Annotated in this window: 7 protein-coding genes; 1 reads left to right on the top strand and 6 read right to left on the bottom strand. The window is 64.7% G+C overall.

The window, feature by feature from the left end:
• Positions 1 to 29: 29 nt before the first annotated feature.
• From A3E77_RS16795 to A3E77_RS16780, 4 genes are all read right to left on the bottom strand, one after another.
• On the bottom strand, positions 30 to 776 hold the full coding sequence (locus tag A3E77_RS16795) for a YebC/PmpR family DNA-binding transcriptional regulator (protein WP_293648030.1): 747 nt from the start codon (positions 774 to 776) through the stop codon (positions 30 to 32).
• A gap of 57 nt (positions 777 to 833) precedes the next feature.
• On the bottom strand, positions 834 to 1,151 hold the full coding sequence (locus A3E77_RS16790; protein ID WP_293648028.1) for a heavy metal-binding domain-containing protein: 318 nt from the start codon (positions 1,149 to 1,151) through the stop codon (positions 834 to 836).
• Between the two features lie 32 nt (positions 1,152 to 1,183).
• The gene (locus A3E77_RS16785) at positions 1,184 to 1,426 is read right to left on the bottom strand and encodes a DUF2312 domain-containing protein (protein WP_037555168.1); all 243 of its coding nucleotides are present in this window, start codon (positions 1,424 to 1,426) and stop codon (positions 1,184 to 1,186) included.
• 63 nt (positions 1,427 to 1,489) lie between these two features.
• Positions 1,490 to 1,810: a DUF1244 domain-containing protein gene (locus A3E77_RS16780; protein WP_293648026.1), complete on the bottom strand. Its 321-nt coding sequence runs from the start codon at positions 1,808 to 1,810 to the stop codon at positions 1,490 to 1,492.
• Between the two features lie 114 nt (positions 1,811 to 1,924).
• Between A3E77_RS16780 and pyk the strand changes: the two genes are divergently transcribed.
• Positions 1,925 to 3,379, top strand: a complete 1,455-nt coding sequence (gene pyk / locus A3E77_RS16775) for a pyruvate kinase (protein WP_293648024.1) — start codon at positions 1,925 to 1,927, stop codon at positions 3,377 to 3,379.
• 81 nt (positions 3,380 to 3,460) lie between these two features.
• Here the strand turns inward: pyk and A3E77_RS16770 are convergent, their stop codons facing one another.
• Both A3E77_RS16770 and A3E77_RS16765 read right to left on the bottom strand, forming a co-directional pair.
• Complete coding sequence (locus tag A3E77_RS16770; protein WP_293648022.1) at positions 3,461 to 4,309, bottom strand: phosphodiesterase; 849 nt, start codon at positions 4,307 to 4,309, stop codon at positions 3,461 to 3,463.
• A gap of 44 nt (positions 4,310 to 4,353) precedes the next feature.
• Positions 4,354 to 5,117 (bottom strand): cytochrome c3 family protein (locus A3E77_RS16765; RefSeq protein WP_293648020.1); only part of this gene is annotated, 764 nt, incomplete at its 5' end.

Here is a 5,117-nt window from a genome sequence, read left to right as displayed (position 1 = left end):
CCCTCCCCTGAAGGGGAGGGGGGATAAGTTCACCCCAATTTCTCCATCACCGCATCGGGGATCTCGTAATTGCCCCACACGGTCTGGACGTCGTCGTCATCGTCGAGCGTGTCGATCAGCTTGAACAAGGTCTGCGCGGTCGCCTCGTCGGCGACTTCGCTCTTCAGCGTCGGACGCCAGGCGAGTTTCACGCCTTCGGCCTCGCCGAGCTTGCCCTCCAGCGCCTTCGCGACTTCGTGCAGGCTGTCGACGCTGGTCCAGATGTCGTGGCCGTCCTCCGACGATTCGACATCGTCGGCGCCCGCGTCGAGCGCCGCCTCGAACACCGTGTCGGCGTCGCCGGCGGTCGCCGCATAGCTGATCATGCCAAGGCGGTCGAAGCCGTGGCTGACGCTGCCCGAGGTGCCGAGGTTGCCGCCATTCTTGCTGAACGCGGTGCGGACGTTGGTCGCGGTGCGGTTGCGGTTGTCGGTCAGCGCCTCGACGATCAGCGACACGCCGCCGGGGCCGTAACCTTCGTAGCGGATTTCTTCGTAATTATCGCCGTCGCCCCCCGCGGCCTTGTCGATCGCGCGCTGGATATTGTCCTTCGGCATCGACTGCGCCTTCGCGGCGTTGACCGCGGCGCGCAGGCGCGCATTCGCGTCGGGATCGGGTAGGCCCATCTTCGCCGCGACGGTGATTTCGCGGCTGAGCTTCGAGAAGAGGCTGCTGCGCTTTTTGTCCTGCGCACCCTTGCGGTGCATGATGTTCTTGAATTTGCTATGGCCGGCCAAGCCACCCTCCATCGGTAATTTTGAAAGCTGGCGCCGCCCCTAGCGCGATGTCACAAGTCAGACAACCACGGCGGTTCCCGATGCGCTGACCATCAGCATCGACCCATTCTGGCCGAGTACTTCGTAATCGAGGTCGACGCCGACGACCGCATTGCCGCCCAGGCGCGCGGCTTCGGCTTCCATCTCGGCGATCGCTTCCTTGCGCGCGCGGGCCAGGACATCTTCATATTTGCCCGACCGGCCGCCGACGATGTCGGTGATCGACGCAAACAGGTCGCGGAACAGATTGGCGCCGACGATCACCTCGCCGGTGACGATGCCCAGATATTCGCGGACCGGACGGCCCTCGATTGCATTGGTGGTGGTGCTGAACATCGTCACTCTCCTGTGGCTTGCGGGGATTGGCGTCAGTCGATCCCGAGCGCCGATTTGTACACGTCCAGGATCGCTTCCATTTCCTTGCGGTCATGGACGGGCAGTTTGCGCAGGCGCACGATCTGGCGCATGATCTTCGGATCATAACCCTGCGATTTCGCTTCGTTATAGGTGTCGCGAATATCGTCGGCGATGCCCTTCTTCTCTTCTTCCAGACGCTCGATGCGCTCGATGAACAGGCGCAGTTGTTCGTCGGATACGGTGGCTTCGCTCATTTTATACTCCGCTGGACTGGATGATTGCGTGGCGAGAATCGCCTCGGCGCGTCCCTAGCGAGGTCAGGGATTCTTCGCCATGCTTTCTTCCATCCGCGCCATCTGTTCGGGGGTCGCCGCGGTGTGAAAGCGGGCCTTCCAGTCCGCGGTCGGCATGCCGTGAACGATCGCGCGCCCGGCTTCCTTGTCCATCCCGCCCGCCTCGGCGATCCAGTCGCCCAGGCAGTTGCGGCAGAATCCGGCAAGACCCATCAGGTCGATATTTGCCGCGTCATGGCGGTGCTGGAGCAGGCGGACGAGGCGGCGGAACGCCGCGGCGGCGACCGCATCGTCCAGGCTGTCCAGCGCGTCGTTCCCGGTCGTCTGATCGTCGCTGCACGACATGCTGGCCCCCTTTGATGATTGAATAGCTATACGGTTGTTGCCTTGCGGGTATCAAGGCGGCATTGCCCTATCAAGGCGGCATTACCCTAGCGTCCCCCAGCCATTGGAGCATTTGTGGTTCAGAGCTTTACCCCCCGCCAGCGCAAGGTGCGCATTTTGGCGACCCTCGGTCCCGCCAGTGCCAATCCGGCGATGATCGCCGAACTGCACCGCGCCGGCGCCGACGCCTTTCGCGTCAATATGAGCCATGGCGACCATGCCGGCCATGCCAAGGTGATCGCCGCGATCCGCGCGCTTGAAAAGGACACCGGACGTCCGACGACGATCCTCGTCGACCTGCAAGGGCCCAAGTTGCGCGTCGGGACCTTCCGGGATGGTCCCGCCGATCTGGTGAAGGGGGCCGCCTTCACGCTCGATGCCGACAAGGCGCCCGGCGACGCGACGCGCGTCCACCTGCCGCATCCCGAATTATTCGCCGCGCTCGAACCCGATACGCGCCTGCTGATCGACGATGGCAAGCTGGTGCTGCGCGTGAAAAGCGTGACGTCGGACAAGATCGAGACGGTGGTCGAGGTCGGCGGCAAGATTTCGGACCGCAAGGGCGTGAATGTCCCCGACGTCGTCGTTCCGCTCGCCGCGCTGACCGAGAAAGATCGCAAGGACCTGACTTTCGCGCTCGAACAGAATGTCGACTGGATTGCGCTGTCGTTCGTCCAGCGTCCGGAGGACGTGGCCGAGGCGCGGACGCTGATCGGCGGCAAGGCGGCTTTGCTCGTCAAATTCGAGAAGCCGTCGGGGGTGCAGCGGATCGAGGAAATTCTCGAGCTCGCCGATGCGGCGATGGTCGCGCGCGGCGACCTGGGGGTCGAACTGCCGCCCGAAGCCGTGCCGCCGCTTCAGAAAAGGATCGTTGCGACTGCGCGCCGCATGGGCAAGCCCGTCGTCGTCGCGACGCAGATGCTCGAATCGATGATCGTTTCGCCGTCGCCGACGCGCGCGGAGGTGAGCGATGTCGCCACGGCGGTTTATGATGGCGCCGACGCCATCATGCTGTCGGCAGAGACCGCGGCGGGCGCCTGGCCGGTCGAGGCGGTCACCATGATGGATTCGATCGCGCGCTCGGTCGAAAGCGATCCCGATTATTTCCGCCGCCTGCATTTCACCGAAACCGCTCCCGACGCGACCACGGCCGACGCGCTGGCCGAAGCCGCGGGCACGATCATCCAGACGATCGCCGCCGATGCGATCATCTGTTTTACCGCATCGGGTTCGACCGCGCGCCGCGTTGCCCGCGAACGGCCGGGCGCTCCGTTGCTCGTCCTGACGCCAAAGCGCGAGGCAGCGCGGCGGATGGGCCTTTTGTGGGGCGCCCATGCGGTGCCGACGAAGGATATCGGCAGTTTTGAAGAGATGATCGCCAAGGGCAAGCGCATGGCGCTGCGCCACGGCATCTGCAAGGCGGGCGCGAAGCTGGTGATGATGGCGGGGGTTCCGTTCGGCACGCCCGGATCGACCAACGTGCTGCATGTGGCGACGCTGACGGGTGACGAACTGCGCGGATACAGCTGACGCGCCGCCTTCCTCTCGCAAATTTGGTTCGTCATTCCGGCGAAGGCCGGGATGACGATTCACATAGCATGGTCGTCGCTGTTACCCCGGCCGTTCGGCCTTGAGTTCGCGCACCAGCGGTTGCAGCCGCTCGTCATATTTGGCGAGCATCGTGTGCGCCCCGGCGTGATCGTAAAAGCTGACCAGTTCGCGCCCGTTCCAGCGGTGGAGCGCATATGCGGGATCTTCGGCGACGATCATCGGCCGGTCGTCGGGATGGTTTTCGTCGATGGGCCTGAGGTCGAGCGACACTTGCGGCGCGGTCGACGAACAGATGGCGACGGTCCGCCCCTCCCACGCGACGGTCACCGAGCGATGCAGATGTCCGCAGATCAGCCCGCGCACCTGGCTGTGGCGGCGAACGACGTCGGTGAAAGCCGTCACCCATGGTTCGTCGGGATGGGTGTTCATCCACTCGATCCCGCTTTCGACCGGCGGGTGGTGCATGACGATATAGGTCGGCTTCGTCGGCGCCTTTGCCAGTTCGGCGTCGAGCCATGCGGCCCGCGCCGCGCAAAAGGCGCCCCCATGGCGCCCCTCTTCCAGCGTGTCGACCGTCACCAACCGCAATTCGGGCAAGTCGATCACATATTGCACGAACCCGTTGCCGTCATCGAACCCCGGAAAGCGGGCATGGAAATTGTCGCGCAGGTCGTGATTGCCGACGCTGGGCCACACCGGAAAGGGGCAGCGCGAAAAGGCGGTGAGCAGGCGGCGATAGCTGTCGTCGTCGCCGCGATCGGTGATATCGCCGGTCGCAAGCAACAGGTCGGGTCGGTTCGGCCCCTCGATCAGCACGTCGAGCACCTCGTCGAGGCGCTTGCGGTTATATTCGGCCGGATTGTCCGGATCGAACCCGATATGGATATCTGTGATCTGCGCGATCAGCATATCCGCCCCCCGTTCACGGCCGGCTGGTCCCGACCACCAAAAGCTTACCCACCCCGCCTTGCCGCGTGCAAGGAAGGTGTGCGCCACGTCACATCGTAAAGGCCCCGTCCCCCGGTTCCTGTGATCATGCTCACACCATCTATAGCGCCAAGACGTTTATTTGTGATTGCCGCGGTGTTTTTCTGGCGCTGGCGGGGCGGCATCCACGGTTTGCCGCCATCCGAATGATATTCGTGACACATGGCGCAGGGCGATTCGGTCGCGGTCCGGACCTTTACCAGCCGCGCGCCCCCCTCGCCGACATGGCAGTCGCGGCACTGGCGCAGCCCGGGGACGAGCAGGTCGGCCGACCGTTTCGATGCGGGTGCGGCCGTGTGGCAATCGGCGCATTCGGTTTCGCGGTGCGCGTCATGGTCGAACCAGCCTTTTTGCAGGTAGCGCGCCGTCTGGTTGACCGGCATGACGCGCCAGTTGCTGCCCGCCGCGGGGGGGAAGATCGTGTGGCAATCATAGCAGGCGCCGCCTTTTGAAAAGACCGCGCGCACCGCATCCTGCGCCCGCGACGGCCGCGCCGCGACCTCGTTGAAATAGATGTTGTAGACCTGTCCCTCGGCATAGGCGCCGGGGCGCCTGCGCTGCATCCCGCCGAGTTGCAGCGGCCGCGCGGGCGGCGTCGAACGATAATAGGCCGTCAGGTCGGCGACGACCTGTTCCGGCTCGCCGTGGCGCAGCGTCCGCGTCACCCCGCCGACGGTCTCGAACGCCAGGCTGTGGCACATCGCGCAGTCACGCTCCATCTCGACCGGCT

The sequence above is a fragment of the Sphingopyxis sp. RIFCSPHIGHO2_12_FULL_65_19 genome, from assembly GCF_001830555.1.
GTDB lineage: Bacteria > Pseudomonadota > Alphaproteobacteria > Sphingomonadales > Sphingomonadaceae > Sphingopyxis.
This window is presented reverse-complemented; position numbering and strand designations above follow the sequence as displayed.

Coding starts and splice junctions, on each gene's coding strand:
- A3E77_RS16780 (WP_293648026.1), bottom strand. CDS start 1,810: ATGTCGTGCAGCGACGATCAGACGACCGGGAACGACGCGCTGGACAGC.
- A3E77_RS16770 (WP_293648022.1), bottom strand. CDS start 4,309: ATGCTGATCGCGCAGATCACAGATATCCATATCGGGTTCGATCCGGAC.
- A3E77_RS16790 (WP_293648028.1), bottom strand. CDS start 1,151: ATGTTCAGCACCACCACCAATGCAATCGAGGGCCGTCCGGTCCGCGAA.
- A3E77_RS16785 (WP_037555168.1), bottom strand. CDS start 1,426: ATGAGCGAAGCCACCGTATCCGACGAACAACTGCGCCTGTTCATCGAG.